The organism is Streptomyces sp. NPDC059957 (assembly GCF_042730015.1).
GTDB lineage: Bacteria > Actinomycetota > Actinomycetes > Streptomycetales > Streptomycetaceae > Streptomyces.
Map to the genome: position 1 here is coordinate 69,328 of NZ_JBHWMB010000016.1, position 17,145 is coordinate 86,472.

The 17,145-nt window shown below is 72.5% G+C and carries 14 protein-coding genes; 5 read left to right on the top strand and 9 right to left on the bottom strand.

Annotated elements, in window-relative coordinates:
• The first annotated feature begins 4 nt into the window (after window positions 1-4).
• Both ACFWBW_RS13590 and ACFWBW_RS13595 read left to right on the top strand, forming a co-directional pair.
• A complete protein-coding gene (locus ACFWBW_RS13590; RefSeq protein WP_385371513.1) occupies window positions 5-1,642 on the top strand; it encodes an ABC-F family ATP-binding cassette domain-containing protein in 1,638 nt (545 codons plus the stop codon).
• Window positions 1,643-1,675: 33 nt separating this feature from the next.
• On the top strand, window positions 1,676-3,574 hold the full coding sequence (locus tag ACFWBW_RS13595; protein ID WP_385371516.1) for a hypothetical protein: 1,899 nt from the start codon (window positions 1,676-1,678) through the stop codon (window positions 3,572-3,574).
• Window positions 3,575-3,597: 23 nt separating this feature from the next.
• Here the strand turns inward: ACFWBW_RS13595 and ACFWBW_RS13600 are convergent, their stop codons facing one another.
• From ACFWBW_RS13600 to ACFWBW_RS13630, 7 genes are all read right to left on the bottom strand, one after another.
• The gene (locus tag ACFWBW_RS13600) at window positions 3,598-4,377 is read right to left on the bottom strand and encodes an SDR family NAD(P)-dependent oxidoreductase (protein ID WP_385371519.1); all 780 of its coding nucleotides are present in this window, start codon (window positions 4,375-4,377) and stop codon (window positions 3,598-3,600) included.
• 39 nt (window positions 4,378-4,416) lie between these two features.
• Entirely contained in the window at window positions 4,417-5,598 is a 1,182-nt protein-coding gene (locus ACFWBW_RS13605) for an MAB_1171c family putative transporter (RefSeq protein WP_385371522.1), read from the bottom strand.
• Window positions 5,588-6,142 (bottom strand): hypothetical protein, encoded by a 555-nt coding sequence (locus tag ACFWBW_RS13610; protein ID WP_385371525.1) that lies wholly within the window; start codon window positions 6,140-6,142, stop codon window positions 5,588-5,590. Before ACFWBW_RS13610 ends, ACFWBW_RS13605 begins: the two co-directional genes overlap by 11 nt.
• Before the next feature lie 241 nt (window positions 6,143-6,383).
• Window positions 6,384-8,894, bottom strand: a complete 2,511-nt coding sequence (locus ACFWBW_RS13615; RefSeq protein WP_385371528.1) for a Tex family protein — start codon at window positions 8,892-8,894, stop codon at window positions 6,384-6,386.
• Between the two features lie 152 nt (window positions 8,895-9,046).
• Complete coding sequence (locus ACFWBW_RS13620; RefSeq protein WP_385371531.1) at window positions 9,047-9,910, bottom strand: hypothetical protein; 864 nt, start codon at window positions 9,908-9,910, stop codon at window positions 9,047-9,049.
• A gap of 86 nt (window positions 9,911-9,996) precedes the next feature.
• Window positions 9,997-10,272 (bottom strand): hypothetical protein, encoded by a 276-nt coding sequence (locus ACFWBW_RS13625; protein ID WP_385371533.1) that lies wholly within the window; start codon window positions 10,270-10,272, stop codon window positions 9,997-9,999.
• Window positions 10,273-10,346: 74 nt separating this feature from the next.
• Window positions 10,347-10,922, bottom strand: a complete 576-nt coding sequence (locus tag ACFWBW_RS13630; protein WP_385371536.1) for a cysteine hydrolase family protein — start codon at window positions 10,920-10,922, stop codon at window positions 10,347-10,349.
• A 296-nt stretch (window positions 10,923-11,218) separates the two neighbouring features.
• Between ACFWBW_RS13630 and ACFWBW_RS13635 the strand changes: the two genes are divergently transcribed.
• A complete protein-coding gene (locus ACFWBW_RS13635) occupies window positions 11,219-12,799 on the top strand; it encodes a M1 family metallopeptidase (RefSeq protein WP_385371697.1) in 1,581 nt (526 codons plus the stop codon).
• Window positions 12,800-12,833: 34 nt separating this feature from the next.
• On the opposite strand, the gene ACFWBW_RS13640 is transcribed toward ACFWBW_RS13635, so the two are convergent.
• Complete coding sequence (locus tag ACFWBW_RS13640) at window positions 12,834-13,772, bottom strand: oxygenase MpaB family protein (RefSeq protein WP_385371539.1); 939 nt, start codon at window positions 13,770-13,772, stop codon at window positions 12,834-12,836.
• 95 nt (window positions 13,773-13,867) lie between these two features.
• Here ACFWBW_RS13640 and ACFWBW_RS13645 point away from each other — a divergent pair, with 95 nt between their 5' ends.
• Window positions 13,868-14,116, top strand: coding sequence for a hypothetical protein (locus tag ACFWBW_RS13645; RefSeq protein ID WP_385371542.1), 249 nt, complete (start codon window positions 13,868-13,870; stop codon window positions 14,114-14,116).
• 130 nt (window positions 14,117-14,246) lie between these two features.
• Entirely contained in the window at window positions 14,247-15,236 is a 990-nt protein-coding gene (gene sph, locus ACFWBW_RS13650; RefSeq protein WP_385371545.1) for a sphingomyelin phosphodiesterase, read from the top strand.
• Between the two features lie 207 nt (window positions 15,237-15,443).
• Here sph and ACFWBW_RS13655 read toward each other — a convergent pair whose 3' ends face one another.
• Window positions 15,444-17,102 (bottom strand): bifunctional aspartate transaminase/aspartate 4-decarboxylase, encoded by a 1,659-nt coding sequence (locus ACFWBW_RS13655; RefSeq protein ID WP_385371548.1) that lies wholly within the window; start codon window positions 17,100-17,102, stop codon window positions 15,444-15,446.
• Between the last annotated feature and the right edge of the window lie 43 nt (window positions 17,103-17,145).

Here is a 17,145-nt window from a genome sequence, read left to right on the forward strand (position 1 = left end):
CATCATGACTGCAACCCTCGTCGCCAAGAAGCTCACCGCCGCGCACGGTGAGCGCACGCTCTTCGCCGATCTCGACCTCGTCGTCGCGCCCGGCGACGTCATCGGCCTCGTCGGCGTCAACGGCGCCGGGAAGTCCACCCTGCTGCGGATGCTCGCCGGGCTGGACGCCCCCGAGACCGGTGAGCTGCGCCTCGCCCCGCCCAGCGCCGCCGTCGGGCACCTCCCCCAGGAGCCGGAACGGCGCCCGGGCGAGTCCATCCGCGAGTTCCTGGCCCGGCGTACCGGCGTGGCCGCCGCGCAGGCGGAGCTGGACGCGGCGACGCAGGGCCTGGTGGACGGAACCCCGGGCGCGGACGACGCGTACGCGGACGCCCTCGACCGGTGGCTGAACCTCGGCGGCGCCGACCTCGACGAGCGGGCCCTGCAGGTGGCCGACGACCTCGGGCTGTCCGTCGGCCTCGACCTGCCGATGACCGCGCTGTCCGGCGGCCAGGCCGCCCGCGCCGGGCTCGCCTCGCTCCTGCTGTCCCGCTACGACGTCTTCCTGCTCGACGAGCCCACCAACGACCTGGACCTCGACGGTCTGGAGCGCCTGGAGCAGTTCGTGAAGGGGCTGCGCGCCGGCACCGTGGTCATCAGCCACGACCGCGAGTTCCTCACGCGCACCGTCACCAAGATCCTCGAACTGGACCTCGCCCAGCAGCAGATCAACCTCTACGGCGGCGGCTACGACGCCTACCTGGCGGAGCGCGAGCGGGCCCGCAACCACGCCCGCGAGGAGTACGACGAGTACTCCGACAAGCGCTCCGCGCTGGAGGACCGGGCCGCGATGCAGCGCGGCTGGAGCGACAAGGGCGTCAAGAACTCCAAGCGCAAGGCCACCGACAACGACAAGTCCGCCAGGAAGTCCGCCGCCGACGCGAGCGAGAAGCAGGCCTCCAAGGCCCGCCAGACGCAGCGCGCGATCGAGCGTCTCGACGTGGTCGACGAGCCGCGCAAGGAGTGGGAGCTGCGCATGGAGATCGCGGCGGCCCCGCGCTCCGGCTCCGTGGTGGCCACCCTGCGCGAAGCGGTCGTCCAGCGCGGAGACTTCGCCTTCGGACCGGCGAGCCTGCAGATCGACTGGGCGGACCGGGTCGCCATCACCGGGGCCAACGGGGCCGGCAAGTCCACCCTGTTGGCCGTCCTGCTGGAACGGCTCGCCCCGGACTCCGGCTCCGCCGTCCTCGGCTCGGGCGTCCGGGTCGGCGAAGTCGACCAGGCCCGCGGCCTGTTCCTCGGTGACGAACCCCTCATCGACGCCTTCTGCGCGGCCGTCCCGGACACCGAACCGGCCGAAGTCCGCACCCTGCTGGCCAAGTTCGGCCTGAAGGCCGCGCACGTGAGCCGCCCGGCGGCCACCCTCTCCCCCGGCGAGCGCACCCGGGCGGCCCTGGCGCTGCTCCAGGGCCGCGGGGTGAACCTGCTGGTGCTGGACGAGCCCACGAACCACCTCGACCTGCCGGCGATCGAGCAGCTGGAGTCCGCCCTGGAGGCGTACGAGGGCACCCTGCTGCTGGTCACCCACGACCGCCGGATGCTCGACGCGGTCCAGGTGACCCGCCGCCTGCACGTCGCGGACGGCAAGGTCACCGAGCTCTGAGGCTCCGGCCCATGATCGTCTAGGCTCCCCGGTATGGACGAACGGGGGGCCGGGACGCCCTGGCACGAGCTCGAAGGGGTGGCGGCCGGGCAGGAGCAGGTTCCCGGCCTGCTGCGCGGACTGCTGACACCGGGGCTGCGGCGCTCTTCCTGGGCACAGTTGGAGGAGCTGATCGGCTGGCGCAGCGACGAGCCGCTGTTCCTGGAAGTCACCGGACGGCTCTTCGAGCTGCTTCCGCGACTCGACCCGCACCGGCGGGCCCTGGCCCTCCGGCTGTTGGCCCGGCGCGCCGAAGGCATCGGCGAACGCAGCGTCGGCGTGCACCGTCCGGTCTTCCTCGCCTTCATGGCCGCACGGCAGCACGTGGTCCCGTTCCTCACGGACCCGTCGGCCGAAGTCCGCACCGGAGCGGCCTGGTTGCTGCGCGGGCTCCGGGAAGCGGATCCGGCGGCGCTGGAGGCGCTGCGGCGCCAGGCCTCCGAGGAGAGCGACCCGACGGCGCTGGTCTCCCAACTGCTCGCGGTGGGAGTGCTGTCGGGCCCCGGCGAACCGGCGGTCGCGCAGTGGGCCCGGCCCTGGCTGGACCACCGGCAGCCCCTCGTACGGCTGGCCGCCGCGCGGACGGTGCTGCTGACGGCCGGCCCCGGGGGTGCGGAGGGCACGGGTCTTCGCGTCGCCGAGGTGTTCTCCGAGATCGGGACCGGCGTGCTGCCCGAAGTGCCCTGGTGGCCCGAGGGGTACCCGCCGGTCACGCGGTACGCGGACCGGCTCGCGGACCGTCCGCGGGAGGCGCGGGCCCTGGTCGACGCCCTGGCCCGGCACCGGAGCCCGAGCCTGCGGGCGCAGGCCGTACGGGCCGCCGGCGGCCAGCTCCGCCGCCGGCGCCACCCGGCGCCGCACCTGTGGGAGGCGGTGGCCGCCGGGCTGGAGGACGAGGCCGAGGTCACGGACGAAGCCCTGGTGGCACTCGCCGGGTGCGGGAGCGCGGCCGCCCCGTACGCGGACCGGATCGTCCGCGCGCTCGAGCGGCCCGTCGGCCCCGGCTGGCAGGGTTCGCACGCCGCGCTGAGGGCGCTGGTCCGCCTCGAGGACCCGCGCGCGCTGCCCCTGTACCTCCGGCGGTTCGGGGATCCCTGGGACGTCGGGCCACTGCCCGTGCGCTGGGCCCCGGAGCTGTTGCCGGTCTTCCGGGAGCGGCTCGCCGTGGGGCCCGGTGCCCGCGGCACCGGCGAGGCCCTGCGGATCCTCGCCCCGTGGGGCCCGGCCGCGACGCCCGCCGTGCCCGAACTGGCCGAGCTGCTGGACGGCCGGCAGGCCCGGCCGGCGGCCGAGGTACTGGGGCGGATCGGACCGGCCGCCTCCGCCTCGGCCGGGGCGCTCGCCGGGCTCGCCCGGGGTGACGAGGTCCCGTGGCGCTTCGGCCCCGGCACCGAACGCTCACCGATGCCGTGGCAGGGCGCGCAGACCGCGGCCTGGGCGCACTGGCGGGTGACGGGCGATCCCGAACTGGCGCTGCGGGTCTGCGGATCGGCGGCCCGGGCGGGGCTCGGCCGTCCGGTGCTGCGTTACCTCGCCGACCTGGGGCCGCTCGCAGCCCGGTACGCCGGTTCCGTGCGGGCGCTGCTCGGCTGCCCGGGCGAGTGGAGCAGGGTCGGCGCGGCCGAAGCCTGGTGGCGGATCACCGGTGATCCGGGCCCCGCCGTCGCAGCGCTGCTGCCGGAGCTGGCACCGCTGGCCGAACACCGCGTCACCGAGCTGACGTTGCGGACCGTGCGGGCGCTGGGGGCGATCGGCCCCGCCGCGGCGGCCGCCCTGCCCGTGCTGCGGGCCGTGGCGGCCGGGCCGCCGCGCCGGTACGGGGCGAGCTTCGTCATGGACGAGGAGCTCCTCCGGGACGCCCGGGAGGCGCTGGAGCGGATCGGCGGTCCCTGACGGCTGGGCCGGGCGGACCGGGCTTATCCCGCGTCCGCCGGAGGCCGGCGCGTGCGGGCCATCTTCCGGGCCACGAAGCCGCGCGGGAGGTGGCGGGCGGCCAGCGCGTACGCCTGGTAGCGCCGGCCCGTGATGCTCACCGGGCGGCGCCGGGCCAGGTCCTTCAGGGCCTTGGCCACCACGTCGTGCGGCTCCAGCCACACCGCGTCGCGCAGGGCGCTGACGTCCATCCCGGCGCGCTCCTGGAACTCGGTGCGGGTGAATCCCGGCACCACCGCCAGCACGCGGACCCCGTACGGCTCCATGTCCACGCGCAGCGACTCGCTGAAGGCCGTGATCCAGGCCTTGGCGGCGCCGTAGGTCCCGGTCGGGAGCAGTCCGGCCACCGAGGAGACGTTGAGCACCGCGCCGCGGCGGCGCTCGCGCAGGCCCGGGAGCACCGCGTGGGTGAGCCGGAGCGGCACCTTGACCAGCAGGTCGAGCATCCGCTCCTCCTCCTCGACCGGGCTGTACGGGAACGGCGCGGGGAGTCCGAAGCCGGCGTTGTTGACCAGGATGTCGACGGGCCGGGCCCGGTCGGCGAGCCGTTCGGCGACGGTTCCGAGCCCGGTCGCGTCGAGCAGGTCGGCGGGCAACACCTCGCAGACGGAGCCGAATTCCCGGGCGAGGTCTGCGGCGACGGCTTCGAGGCGGCCCTTGTCCCGGGCGACGAGGACGAGGTCGCAGCCCTTGGCGGCGAAGCCGCGGGCGAAGGCCGCGCCGAGTCCGGCGCTGGCCCCTGTGATCAGTACGGTGGTGGTCAAGAGACGTTCACTTCCTGGCGGTCGGGCGTGGTGCGGGGGTCACGGGGTGAAGCCCGCGGTGGCCGGTGAGGCGTAGGCCTGGGCGACCTTCACGAGGAAACGTGCCTCGCCTTCCAGGTCTCCTCCCTCGGCCGAGGTCTGGAGGGCCGCGGGCAGCTCCAAGGCGTTCTCCTCGGACCGCTGTTGCGGGATCCCGGCCAGCTTCGCCTGCCGCGCCTCCTTCAGTACGCAGGCCAGCGCGGCCGCGCCGGCCCGCTGTTCGGGTACTCCGCTGCCGGCCACGTGGCTGCGCGCGAGCTCCGGCACGCCCGGGGCGACGTACTCCCCCAGGATCAGGATGGCGTCGCGGGTCTCGATGACCTTGCGGTAGACGAGCAGGTTGCGCGGGACCGGCGGCCACAGCAGTTCCAGCACCCGGCCGGCGCGCGGCTTGTTGAGCGCCACGTGCGGGACGGCGTGGACCAGGTCGCGCCAGAGCGGCCACAGCCGCCAGGCGGTCGCGATGTCGGCGGCCGTGCGGCGGAAGGTGAACAGCGTCGGGACGAGGATCGCGGCGGCGCGGAGCAGCCCGTGCACGTTCATCAGCAGCGGGTTCGCCGGCATCGCCCAGGTGAAGCCGAACAGCGCCTTGAGCAGGTACACGAACCAGAACACCCCGGCGAGCGCGGTGCCCAGGCCGAAGAGCAGCAGTCCGGCGGCGAGGCCCCGGCTCTCGGCGCGACGGCTGTAGCGCCAGCAGACGAATACGCAGATGGTGTTGGCGAGCAGGTGCGCGGAGATCAGCACCAGCCAGTAGGCGAGCGAGGGCACCGGGTCGCCGACGGGCGGGATGGTGTGCGTGCCGTGGTCGGGCGCCGCGGTGTCCAGGACGACGAGGACGGTCAGCCACAGGACCGTGCCGGCGCCGGAGGCGATCTGGAGACGGCGGCCCCGGGTGGCGGCGGCCACGAAGTAGAGCACGGCGCCGGCCGAGAGGACGCCGATGAGGTTGCGCACCAGCCCGATGGTGTGCGCGTAGCCCGGGTCGCGGCCCATGGCGTAGGCGACGACGTCGGGGAGGTTCAGGGTCATCGCGGCCGCGGCGGTGGCGACGGCGAGCCACAGGCCCCGCTGGTGCGGGGCGCGCAGGGCGCCGGGCGCGCGGAGCAGGACGGCGATCCAGAGGCAGAGGACGCTGGGGACGGCGAGCGCGTCACCGAAGGCGATCAGGTCAGAGGCCACGGTGGACCGGCCCCCGCCCGCGCCGCTCGTAGCCCATCGCGGACTCCAGCCGTTCGAGCGTGTCCCGGCCTGCGGCCCCGTGGCCGGGGTGCGGGCCGCGGGTCCCCGTGCGGATGCGGATCATGCTGGCGAGCATCTCCGCCTCCCGCTCCTGGCGGGTGGTGTAGTTGGTGCGCCCGAGCACGGTGGGAACGGATCCGTCCGCCCCTCCGGTGCCCGGGGCGCCCGGGGAGTCCTCGGCGGGGGCTTCCAGGGAGTGGTGCCCGAAGAGGATGTGGCCGATCTCGTGGAGCACGATGTGCTCGCGGTGCAGCGGGGTGGTCTGGGCCTCGTAGAAGACGTAGTCCACGTCGGCGGTACCGACCCACAGTCCGCACACTCCGGACTCCGCGGCCTCCTTGGGCAGCGGGTGGAGGCGGATGGGGCGGCCCCGCTGCTCGGCTATCCGCTCGCACAGACCCTCGAGCGAGAAGGGGTGTGTCAGTTCAAGACGGCCGAGAATCGCCTCGCACCTTCTGCGCAGACTGGGCTGAGGGTGGCGCATGTGTTCCCTCTTCGGACCCTTTCTCGGGCAACGGTGGTAGGCGTGCGTGGGGTGGGCCATGACGTCCTTAGCCTTCAAGGCGACCTCGGGAGTGCGGTCCTGAGGGGGAAACGCGGAAGCCCGCTCGCCGCAAGACGAACGGGCGTTCCGTCATCCCTACAGATCACCCAGATGAGTTGGCAAGGTATGTCCCCATGTCGGGTGCCTATTCAGCCAATCCGGCACGAGCTGTCACGAATGGCTAGCGCTTGCGGCCGCCCCGCTCGTCGGGGCCGCTGAGCCCCGCGCGGCGCAGCGCGTCGGCCATCGCGCTGTTGGCGGGGGCCGGAGCGCCGCCGCCCTGACCGCCCTGCCGCTGACCGCCGCCTTGGCCGCCCTGACCGCCCTGGCGGCGGCCCTTGCCGCCGTCGCGGGAGCCGCCCTGGCCGCCCTGGCCGCGCTCGCCGCCGCCCTGAGCACCCTGGCCGCCCTGGCCGCCGGCCGGGCCGCGCTGCTGCGGGGGCCGGCCGCCGCCCCGCCGCTCGCCCCGCTCCTCGCGCTGCCTCGGGGCGCCGCCGCCTTCGGCGCCGCCCCGCTCCGCCTCGTCCTCGAGCCGCAGCGTCAGCGAGATCCGCTTGCGCGGGATGTCCACGTCCATGACCTTGACGCGGACGATGTCGCCCGGCTTCACCACGTCCCGCGGATCCTTGACGAAGTTCTTCGACAGCGCGGAGACGTGCGCCAGCCCGTCCTGGTGGACGCCGATGTCGATGAAGGCGCCGAAGGCTGCCACATTGGTGACCACGCCCTCCAGGATCATCCCCGGGGCCAGGTCGCCGATCTTCTCGACGCCCTCCTTGAAGGTCGCCGTCTTGAACGCGGGCCGCGGGTCCCGGCCCGGCTTCTCCAGCTCGCGCAGGATGTCCGTGACCGTCGGCAGGCCGAAGGCCTCGGTGACGAACTGCTCCGGCCGCAGCGAGCGCAGCACACCGGTGTTGCCGATCAGGGCCGCCACCTCGCTGCCCGCCGTCTTGCCCATGGTGCGGACCACCGGATAGGACTCGGGGTGCACGCTGGAGGAGTCCAGCGGGTCGTCCCCGTCGCGGATCCGCAGGAAGCCCGCGCACTGCTCGTACGCCTTCGGGCCCAGCCGGGCCACGTCCTTGAGCCCCTTGCGGTTGCGGAAGGGGCCGTTGGCGTCGCGGTGCGCCACGATGTTCTCGGCGAGTCCGCCGCTGATGCCCGACACGCGCGAAAGCAGCGGTGCGGAGGCGGTGTTGACGTCGACGCCGACGCCGTTCACACAGTCCTCGACCACGGCGTCGAGCGAACGCGAGAGCTTCACCTCGGACAGGTCGTGCTGGTACTGGCCGACGCCGATCGACTTCGGGTCGATCTTGACCAGTTCGGCGAGCGGGTCCTGCAGGCGCCGGGCGATGGAGACCGCGCCGCGCAGCGACACGTCCATGTCCGGGAGTTCCTGCGAGGCGAAGGCGGACGCCGAGTACACGGAGGCGCCGGCCTCCGAGACCATCACCTTGGTGAGCTTCAGCTCGGGATGGCGGGTGATGAGGTCCGCGGCGAGCTTGTCGGTCTCGCGGGATGCGGTGCCGTTGCCGATGGCGACGAGTTCGACCGCGTGCTCCTTGGCGAGGCGGGCCAGCTTGGCCAGCGCGTCGTCCCACTTGTTGGCGGGCACGTGCGGGTAGATCACCTCGGTGGCGACCACCTTGCCGGTGGCGTCCACCACGGCGACCTTCACGCCGGTGCGGAAGCCCGGGTCGAGCCCGAGCGTCGCGCGGGTGCCGGCGGGTGCGGCGAGCAGCAGGTCGCGCAGGTTGGACGCGAAGACCCGTACCGCCTCGTCCTCGGCGGCGGCGCGCAGCCGGGAGCGCAGGTCGATGCCGAGGTGCACCTGGATCTTCGTGCGCCAGGCCCAGCGGACGGTGTCGGCGAGCCACTTGTCGCCGGGGCGGCCGCGGTCGTTGATCCCGAAGCGGCGGGCGACCATGCCCTCGTACGTCGAAGGCCCGGGGGTCTCGCTCGGCTCTTCGGGCTCCAGGGTGAGGTCGAGGACGTCCTCCTTCTCCCCGCGGAGCATGGCGAGCACGCGGTGCGAGGGGAGGGCGGTGAACGGCTCGGTGAAGTCGAAGTAGTCGGCGAACTTGGCGCCCGCCTCCTCCTTGCCCTCGCGGACCTTCGCGGCGAGCCGGCCGCGGCCCCACATGCGCTCGCGGAGTTCGCCGATGAGGTCGGCGTCCTCGCCGAACTTCTCGGTGAGGATGGAGCGGGCGCCCTCCAGGGCGGCGGCCGCGTCGGCCACGCCCTTGTCCGCGTCGACGAACGCGGCGGCCGCCACGGCCGGTTCCTGCGAGGGATCGGCCAGCAGCCCCTCGGCGAGCGGCGCGAGGCCGGCCTCGCGGGCGATCTGTGCCTTGGTGCGGCGCTTGGTCTTGAAGGGGAGGTAGATGTCCTCCAGCCGCGCCTTGGTGTCGGCCGCGTTGATGCGCGCCTCCAGCTCGGCGTCGAGCTTGCCCTGCTCCCGTACGGAGTCGAGGATCGCCGCGCGCCGGTCCTCCAGCTCGCGCAGGTAGCGCAGGCGCTCCTCCAGGGTGCGCAGCTGGGCGTCGTCGAGCATCTCGGTCGCTTCCTTGCGGTAGCGCGCGATGAACGGCACGGTCGAGCCGCCGTCGAGCAGCTCGACGGCGGACTTGACCTGCCGTTCCCGTACGCCGAGCTCCTCGGCGATCCTGCCTTCGATGGACATCGTCACTGTGCGGTCCCGCCTGCCTTCGTACGTATGCGTGATGCTGGTGCGTGGTGCGTGGTGCGTGGTGCGTGGTGCGTGCTGCGTGCTGCGTCGGAAGGCTGCCAATTGTGGCAGGTGGCGGCCGCGGACGTCGGGAGCCGGGCCCGGTCCGGGTCTCAGGCCTTGCCCATGAGGTCCCCGGGGAAGGCTCCGGCGACGAAGGCCTGGACGGTGAAGCCGCCGCCGAGCTCCGCCAGCCGGGCGACTCCGGCCGCGCCGAGGTGCTCGTACGGAGCCTCGTCCAGGCGGTCGGTCTCCGTCTCCAGTGCTTCGCGCAGCGCCGCGCCCTCGGGCGTGAGCTCGCCGGCCGCGTCGAGCAGGCCGCGCTCGCGCAGCCGGTCCGCGGCCGCGTCGAGGTCGGACTGGTCCCAGCCGCGGATGAACTTGACGTACTTCGGGGTCATGCCGTGGCCGCTGGCCGTGTGGCTGACCAGGGCCTCGACCGGGTCAAGGCCCAGGGTGAGCAGGGCGACGAGGTGCCCGTCGCCGCGGTGCTCGCGCAGCAGGGTGGTGGCGTGCCACAGCTTGAGGTGCGGCTCCTCGGGTACGGGCAGGTCCGCGTGGGCCGAGTAGAGCGTACGGGCGTGCCGGGTGCAGGCCTCGGTCGCGCGCATCGCCAGCCCGGCGGCCTCGGCGATCCCGGGGGAGGCGATGGTCTCCTCGCCGAGGAGCCGGCGCAGGGTGCTGTCCGCGGCCCGCAGCCGGGCGGCGAGGACCTGCTCGGGGGTGGCGGTCGCCCAGACGGCGGGCAGGTGCCGGGCGACGAGGTCGTGGCGGTAGTTGTAGAAGGTGGCCGTCACGGTGCCCGCGCCGACCGCGCCCATGGCGGCGGAGCGGGAGGCGAGGTTGACGGCGTTGGGGTCGGTGATCCCGAGGGCGGCGAACTCCTTGCCGAGGTCGGGCGAGAAGTAGACGGTGGAGTGCAACGGGTTGATCGCCCCGTGCCAACAGCTGCGGGCGGCGTGCTCCGGAAGGGTCATGGCGTGCAGGCTAACGACTGCTTGGTATGGAGAGAAGAGCGGTGCGCCGCACCTCCGGTGAACCGGTGGCGGAGGGCGGCCTTCCCCTACATGCCCGGCTCGTAGTAGCCGTCGGGCCCCTGCTGGGGCGTCCACCAGTTCATCAGCCCCCACGCCGCCAGACCGGTCGCCACCAGGGCGAGGGCGATGCCCGCGCCGCGGCGCCGCCGGGCCACCGCGTACGCGGCCGCCGGGATCAGCACGCCGCCGATGAGGATCAGCGGCAGGTCGACGAACAGAACGGAGAGGTCCTGGTCCTCGCTCTCGAACCCGCCGTCGAGGGCGTAGGCCGACCTCGACGCCCAGATGATCCCGCCCGTCACCGCGCCCAGGCCGGCGAGGAGGGCCTCAGCCGACCGTGGTAGGAATCTCCTCCCCTTAGGGCGGAGAGCGGAAGTCAATTCAGCTCGGCTCCCGTGGCGACGACGACCCCGTAGAGCTCGGTGACCGTGGCGAGGGCAGCCTGGTGGATCTGCCGCGCGGTCAGGGCGCCGGCCGGGCTTTCCAGCGCCCGCGTCGCCGAGGCGTCGGCGACGACCGTGGGGGCGTAGCCGTGCAGGAAGGCGCCCTCGGTGGTGAACAGGGTGCACATGTTGGTCATGAACCCGGCGATGATCAGGTTCTTGCGGCCGGTGGCCTCGATGATCTCGTGGAGGTCGGTCCGGTGGAAGCCGTTCGGGACGGACTTGGTGACGACGGCCTCGCCGGCCCGGGGGGCGACGGAGGCGTGCAGGGTGCCCGGCTCGGTGTCGACTCCGTACCCGCCGTCCCGGACGTGGACGACGGGGGTGCCGGCCTCGCGGGCCCGGGCGAGGAGCCGGGAGGCGGAGGCCAGCGCGGGTTCCCAGCCGTCGAGTTCCATGACGCCGCCGGTGTAGGTGTTCTGGTAGTCGATCAGGACCAGGACCGCGTCCTCGAAGGTCGCGGGGGTCTCGTCGAAGCCGTTGAGCTGACGCAGCGTGGTGGTAGCCATGGGGGTGCCGTTCTCACGAGAGGGTGGGGTGTGCGGCCGACTCGGGGGCCACAACGACAACGCTAGGACGCCTCGAACGCGCGGGCAATGACGGCCGACCCGCAGATCCGGACATCGATCGGCGCAGGCCAGGAGCCGTGCGCGGGGTGTCGCGACTGCCCGGAACGACATGTTCCGCACGGGCGTCTTTCAGACGCGTGGCGATCGTGTGACAGGAGGGGCCGTAGACATGACGTGGGGTCCCGGGCGTGAATACGGTCGAACGGAAGCCACTCCCCTACCACTTGGAGTTCAAGGTGCACCGCAAAGTCATCGCCCCGAGCGTGCTCGCCGCTTCCCTTCTGCTGGTGATCCCGGCGTCGGCGGCGAGTTCCGTTCCGGGCGCACCGGGTATCGGCGATCCCTACTACCCGGCCAGCGGCAACGGCGGGTACGAGGTGTCCCATTACGACCTGCGCCTCCAATACCAGCCGAAGACCGACCTGCTGGAGGGCACGGCCACCCTGCTCACCACCGCCAAGCAGGACCTGTCCCGCTTCAACCTCGACTTCGGTCTGGCCGTCAGCGAGATCCGGGTCAACGGGGTCAAGGCGAAGTTCGCCAAGTCCGGAACCTCGGAGCTCGAGGTCACCCCGGCCTCCCCGCTCCCGCGGGGCAAGCAGTCGAGCGTGGTCGTCAAGTACGCGGGCAAGCCCTCGGAGTTCAAGGTCGACGGCTGGTCGGCCTGGCAGCGCACCCCGGACGGCGGCGTCGCCGCGCAGGAGCCGGACGTGGCCGCCTGGTGGTTCCCCAGCAACGACCACCCGCTCGACAAGGCCACCTTCGACGTGTCGGTGAACGTGCCCGACGGCACCCAGGCCATCAGCAACGGTGTCCTGCAGTCGCAGAGTTCGCGCCTCGGCTGGACCCGGTACAACTGGCGCTCGAACAAGCCGCAGGCCACGTACCTCGCCACGCTCGCCATCGGCAAGTTCGACATCACCACCGACAAGACGGCGAGCGGGCTGCCGATCCTTAACGCCTACAGCCAGGACCTCGGCGACAACGCGGGCGCGGCGCGCGCCAGCGTGGAGCGGACCGGTGAGGTCGCGGAGTGGCTGGAGGGGGTCTTCGGTCCGTACCCCTTCAACGCGCTCGGCGGGTACGTGCCGAACGTGCCCAGCGGGTTCGCGCTGGAGACGCAGACCCGGTCGTTCTACAGCCCCCGGCAGTTCGCGAACGGCGCGAACGTGTCCGTGGTCGTGCACGAGGTGGCCCACCAGTGGTACGGGGACAGCGTGTCCGTCGACGGCTGGAAGGACATCTGGATCAACGAGGGCTTCGCCCGCTACAGCCAGTGGCTGTGGTCGGAGAAGGAGGGCGAGGGCACCGCGCAGGAGCTCGCCGACTGGGCGTACGGGCTGCGGGCGGCCGAGGACCCGTTCTGGCAGGTCAAGCCGGGTGACCCGGGTCCGGAGAACCAGTTCCACGGAGCCGTCTACGACCGTGGCGCGATCGCCCTCCAGGCGCTGCGCAACACGATCGGCGACGAGAAGTTCTTCCGGATCCTGAAGGGCTGGCCGACCGAGCGGGCCTACGGCAACGCCAAGGTCGGCGACTTCGTCCGCTACGCCGAGAAGGTCTCGAACCAGCCGCTCGCGCAGCTCTTCGAGACCTGGCTGTACACCCCGGGCAAGCCGGCCGCCTCGGCGCTCAACCCGGCGTCGGCGACCATCCTTCCGGGCGCCCGCACCCTGCGCGCGCCGGCCGCGAAGCCGGCCGCGAAGCCGGCCGCGAAGCCGGCCTCGAAGCCGGCCGCGAAGCCGGCCGCGAAGCCGGCGGCCGAGCCGAAGTCCTGGAAGAAGATCGCCGTGACGAACACCGTGCACGACCACTGACCCGGCGCCCTGTGACGCTGCGCGCCGTCGCCCCTCAGCGGGCGGCGGCGCGTACGCGCGCCCGGGCCGCGCGGGCGATCGGGAGGTAGCGCAGGCGCTCCGGCAGGATCGGTACGAGGAGACGCACGGCCGTGCTGAATCGGCGCAGGCGGCGCTCCTGGGCCGGAGTCCACTCCAGACCGATGGCGGCGCGCGCCTCGGGCGGCATGTAGCCGGCGGTGACGAAGGCCCGGAAGTGCAGGAAGGCGGCCCGCAGGACGGGCCAGGTCAGGCGCAGCAGCAGCCGGACCGGCAGCGGGCCTCCGGCCGGGCGGGGCAGGGGCGCGTCGGTGGCGAGGAGTTCGCGGGCCACCTTGGTGGGCTCGATCTCCTCGGCCAGCATCCGGTGGTAGTACGGCCAGTACTCCTCGATGCTCTGCGGCATGTCCCGGTCGCGCAGGCCGAGGATCCGGCCCACCTGGAGCCACTCGCGGTAGAGCTGGCGCTCCTGGGCCGGGGTGAAGGGGCGCAGCAGGTAGCGCCCGGCGTAGAGGTAGACCGGGAAGCCGGTGGCGTGCACCCAGGCGTAGCAGGCCGGGTCGAGGGAGTGGTAGCGGCGCCCGCGGGTGTCGGTGCCCTGGATCTCCTTGTGCAGGCGGCGCACCCGGCGCCCCTCGGCCGCGGCGTCTGCCCCGCCGTACACCCACAGCTGGACGGAGCGCAGGGAGCGCTCGCCGCGGCCCCAGGGGTCGGTGCGGAAGACGGAGTGCTCGTCGACCCCGGCGCCGATGGCGGGGTGGGCGACCTGCAGGGTGAAGGCGGCGGGCAGCATGAGCAGCGCACGGACGTCTCCGGCAATGGTCCAGAGCACGCCCCCGGGCGGCGGGGGCTCGGGGTCGGTCCGGCCGCCGGAGGTGCGGTGCGCCGCGCTCCGCGCCCCGTCCGTCCCCTCCGCCCGTTCCGTTCCCTCGAAGGGCGGCTCCGTCGTACTCATGCGTGCGCCCCCAGGGTGCCGAAATTGCCGTTCTCCCAGTATGCAGGGGGTCCGGTGGCTTCCGCCGGAGCCTGTGGACGGTGCATCCTGCGGCCATGAACCTGTCCCCCTCGGCCTGGCTGCGGGACCTGGCCCCCTGGATGCTGGCCGGCACCGCCGTGACGCTGGCCCTGGTCTTCGCGGTGCTCTTCGCACTGTTCGCGGCGGCGTACTTCTTCCTGCGGTTCCGGCGGCACCGGGAGGACGCCCGGGGCGCCCACGACACCTCCGGCGCCTCGGAAGCAGGCGGTCTCGGCGGCTTCACCTGGACCTCCGCACAGGACGAGGACCGGCGGGCCGGCTGAGGGACCGGCCCGGCAGGCCGAAGATGTACCCCCTGCGTCCAGAAAACCGTGTCACGGGTGTTACCGCGAAGTAACCCTGGCTGCTTGGATGGCGGAGCCGATCTTCCCCCACAGGAACGAGGGAACCTCCATGCCCCAGATCCAGCCCCGCAGGGCCCGCGCCGCCGCCGCGGCCGTCGCCGCGATCGCCGTCGGATCGCTGGTCGCGACGACGGCTCCGGCCGCCACCGCCGCCGAGAGCGCCGCCGCGCCGCGGCTCAGCGTCCTGTCGTACAACGCGTTCCTGATGAGCAAGAGCCTGTACCCCAACTGGGGCCAGGACCACCGGGCCGCGGAGATCCCCAAGGCCTCCTGGTACAAGGGCCACGACGTGGTCGTGCTCCAGGAGGCCTTCGACAACGGCGCCTCGGACGCGCTGAAGGCCAACTCGGCCGCGCAGTACCCGTACCAGACCCCCGTCGTGGGCCGCAGCAAGTCCGGCTGGGACGCCACGGGCGGCGCCTACTCCTCCACCACCCCGGAGGACGGCGGCGTGGCGATCGTCAGCAAGTGGCCGATCGTGCGCAAGGAGCAGGTGGTCTTCAAGGACGCCTGCGGCGCGGACTGGTGGTCCAACAAGGGCTTCGCCTACGTCGTGCTGGACGTGAACGGCACCAAGGTCCACGTGGTCGGCACGCACGCACAGTCCACCGACCCCGGCTGCGGCGCCGGCGAGGCGGCGGAGATGCGCGCCCGCCAGTTCCGCAACATCGACGCGTTCCTGGACGGCAAGAACATCCCGGCGGCCGAACAGGTCATCGTGGCGGGCGACCTGAACGTCGACTCGCGCACCCCGGAGCTGGCCACCATGCTGGCCAACGCCGATCTGGCCGGCTCCGACACCCGCACGGGCCACACGTACTCCTTCGACACCGCGCTGAACTCGATAGCGAAGTACCGCTACCCGACCGACCCGCGCGAGGACCTGGACTACGTGCTCTACCGCAAGGGCAACGCCCGCCCGGCGAACTGGGAGAACAACGTGGTCCTGGAGCAGTCGGCGCCCTGGACGGTCTCCAGCTGGGGCACCTCCTACACCTACAACAACCTCTCCGACCACTACCCGCTGATCGGCCGCTGATCCGGCGCTGACCCGCCGAGGCGAAAGGGGTGTGGGCGACGCGGGTCCGGGGGCAAAACCCCCCCCCCCCGCAGGAAAAAACCCACCACCCCCCCCCCCCCCCCCCCCCTTTGTCTCCCCCGTGGCTCTGCCGCTGACCCGCGGGGGAGAGGGGGGTTTCCCCTCCGCGCCCCGGCGCCCACACCCCTTTCCTCCGGCAGGAGCCGCTCAGCCGTTCGCCTTCGCCCGCTCCCATTCGCTCGCGTAGTCGTTGAAGATCGCCCGCAGGTGGTGGCCGATCTTCAGGTAGTCCAGGTCGTCGAGGTTGGCCAGCGAGACGCGCACCGACCACTGGGGGCCGTCGAAGCCGCCGCCGTTGAGGAGGACCACCGAGGTCTGCTCGGCGAGCCGGAACAGCGGGTCGACCGGTTCGTAGTTCTTCTCCAGGAAGTCCGCGAAGTCCTTGCCGTGGACCCGTTCCGCCTCGGCCAGCAGGTCGAGTTCGATGTAGTACCCGGCCCGCTTGTCGTCCTCGGAGATCTTCATCTGGGCGCCCTCCAGCAGCAGGTCGAGCCTGCGGTGGACGATCTGCCGGATGCGCTCCTTGTACGCCTGGCCCTCGTCCAGCATGTCGAAGAGCGAGAAGAGCACCATCATCGTCTGCTGCGGCAGCGAGAGGCCGGCCGTGTGGTTGAGGGCCACCGAACGGGAGTCCGCGACGAGCCGGTCGATGAAGCGGATCTTCTCCGGCTCCAGGCTGAGAGTGCCGTACCGCTTCGCCAGGCGGTCCTTCTGGTCCTGGGGGAAGGCCGCGACCATGTCGTCGATGACGTTGTCGTCGTGCAGTCCGATGACTCCGAGCCGCCAGCCGGTGCAGCCGTAGTGCTTGGAGTACGAGTACACGAGCAGGGTGTTGCGGGGCAGGTCGGCCGCGATCGAGCGGAAGCCGGGCACGAAGGTGCCGTACACGTCGTCCGTGACGATCAGCAGGTTCGGGTTGGTGGTGGCGACGATGTCCTTGATCTGGTTCGCCACGCGGTCGCTCAGCGCGAGCGAGGGCGGGTTGGACGGGTTCACCAGGCAGACGAGCTTCACCGAGGGGTCGGCCAGCTTGGCGACCTCCTCCTCCGGGTAGCGCCACTGGCGCACCCCGGTCTCGGCGAACAGGCTCGCGGAGACGTTGACCACCTCGAACTCGAAGGTGTCGAGCTCGGGGATCTCGATGTACGGGGTGAACACCGGGGTCATCAGGGCGATCTTGTCGCCCTTCTTCAGGATCCCGTTCTTCATCAGGGAGTCGAAGATGTAGCACATGGCGGCGGTGCCGCCCTCGGTCGCGAACAGCGACAGGTTGTTGCCCTCCGGCGGCTTCTTGCCGAACATCTCGTCGGCGACGTAGCCGCGCACGATGTGCTCCGCGTGCGTCAGCATCCGGTCCGGAACCGGGTAGTTGTCGCCGGTGATGGAGTCCGTCAGCTCGTGGACGAAGGAGTCCTTGTCGAACGGCCAGCGCTTCAGGGCGTACCGGACGCAGGCGGACAGCATCTCCACGCCCGGCAGGTCGGGGTGGCGCCGGGCCCAGGACTCGAACCGCTCCCCGATGCCCTTCTTCTCCGGCATCCCGCCGAGGTTGTCGGCGGTCCACACCCGCCGGGACTCCTCCAGCGCGAAATAGCCCAGCGCGTAGAAGGCCTCGCGCGGCCCGGTGGCGATCCAGTTCGGGTTGCCGCGGCCCGCGTTGAGCATGGCGCGGGCGGTGGTGTCCTTCTGGCCGGGCATGTCGGCCTGGGCGGCCGTGGCGAGCTGGATGAACTTGTCCTTCAGCTCGAACGGGCTGAGCTGCGCGAAGGACTGGATCTCCTCGCGGCTGAAGGTGGTCTTCGGCACGGTGACTTCCTTTAGTTCGAGGGGCTTTGGTTCGAGGGCTTTG